General features: G+C 31.0%; 1 protein-coding gene and 1 pseudogene. Both read right to left on the bottom strand.

Going from position 1 to position 1,515, the window contains the following annotated elements:
- Positions 1-209: 209 nt before the first annotated feature.
- The gene (locus tag Q361_RS13515; protein ID WP_103727245.1) at positions 210-713 is read right to left on the bottom strand and encodes a hypothetical protein; all 504 of its coding nucleotides are present in this window, start codon (positions 711-713) and stop codon (positions 210-212) included.
- A 7-nt stretch (positions 714-720) separates the two neighbouring features.
- Positions 721-1,515: pseudogene (locus Q361_RS13510) on the bottom strand (hypothetical protein); the annotation flags it as partial.

The raw sequence follows: 1,515 nt of genomic DNA, 5'->3' as shown, positions 1-1,515 counted from the left end.
GGTATATGGCGTTGGTAAGTCGGTTTAAATTATCGTATTGATAGCCGTATTTGCGCAATACATTGTCGGTTTGTGTACGCCAATAGGTTTCGGCTGTATTGCCGTTGTAGAGAGAGTAAATTAAAAAACCACATCGTTAAGATGTAGTTTTATTTTTTATTTCTTTGTGGACACGAGCAAGATGCTCCCGCTATCGGGGGAGCCAAACATTATGGTAAATTCTTAATATCAGTTATTCTTTTTCTACAATTTACATCTCCAGGAGAGTAAGGACTTTTATTAATGTTATAATATGTTTTAAGCAATTTAGTTATATAATCCTTAGTGATTTCTACACAATATTTATTCTGCTCACAATAGTCCAATACTAGCTTTATAGCTTCATTCAAACTTTCTCTGTTCGAAAGATCTAAAATAACAAAATCACTTTTTTGAATTATTAAACCAAAAACTCTTGAGTGACTAGCTCCTTTTGAAAAGAAATATAATCCTTCAATTAACTCATTTTTGGAATAACCATTCAACATGCCAATAAAAGTTATATTAAGCTTATGATTTTTATAATCCTCAATTTGATTAGATTTAATTTCGTCTTTTTTAATCAAAAAATCTATCAATTTATTTGTGATTGAATCTCTGGAAATATTAACTATTTGTGAATATCCATCAAATGAAAAGATTATAAATATTATTATTAAAGAATATAATTTCATAGACAATTTATTTTTTATTCATTAAATCTGTTAGTACTTTCTGTTCTGCTTGTTGAGGAATAGTTTCACTATTGTTATTAGGATTGTATGTTCCTATAGAGTATTTTTCATTATTCATCATTTGTTGGTTTTCAACAGTAGTATGTTTTAATTCATGTGCCATCGTAGCTACAGTAACATTTTTTGATGTAAGATTGCCTTCTTTTACCATCTTTGCTTCAACTTCATGCTCTTCACTAACTCCATTAACTAAAGTGTCGTTTTTAGCATCTTTTACAAATTGATCAGAAGTTCCTGTATTTATGCTAATTTCAGATTTAGTTATAGCAGTTACTTTTCCTTTACTATCTGTTTTATATTCATTCTTGGTTTCTCCAAAATTATACCCTAATTCGTTACTCGTATAATTAGAACTATCAAACGTTATATAAATATCATGAGTTTTTTCACTAACTAAGTAATTAAAACTAGCTTGACCTTCAGAACCGGAATTTCTTAATGCATTTCCAAATGATTTTTCTTGAGCTGTAGCATTTTTGGTATAATCTCCTTTTCCTCCATTGGCTTTTGGGTCATAAACTAACTGACCTTTACCATTTCTCCAATCATTTACGCCCATACCATCAGGGTCAACAAATCTCATAGGGTTATTAACACAATAATTATAAGGCGACCATCGTCTATATTGTTCAGCCAACGGGTCAATACTTAACCACAACTGCACACTTTTCGCCTCGTGCGAGCGCATCAGCTCGCGCGAGCGATGCACTATTTTAAATTTTGGCTCGTATGTTAGTTGTAA

Origin of the sequence: Flavobacterium croceum DSM 17960 (genome assembly GCF_002917885.1) — a bacterium.
GTDB classification, from domain to species: domain Bacteria; phylum Bacteroidota; class Bacteroidia; order Flavobacteriales; family Flavobacteriaceae; genus Flavobacterium; species Flavobacterium croceum.
The sequence above is the reverse complement of the archived record's forward strand: the minus strand, read 5'-3'. Positions and strand labels throughout refer to the sequence as shown.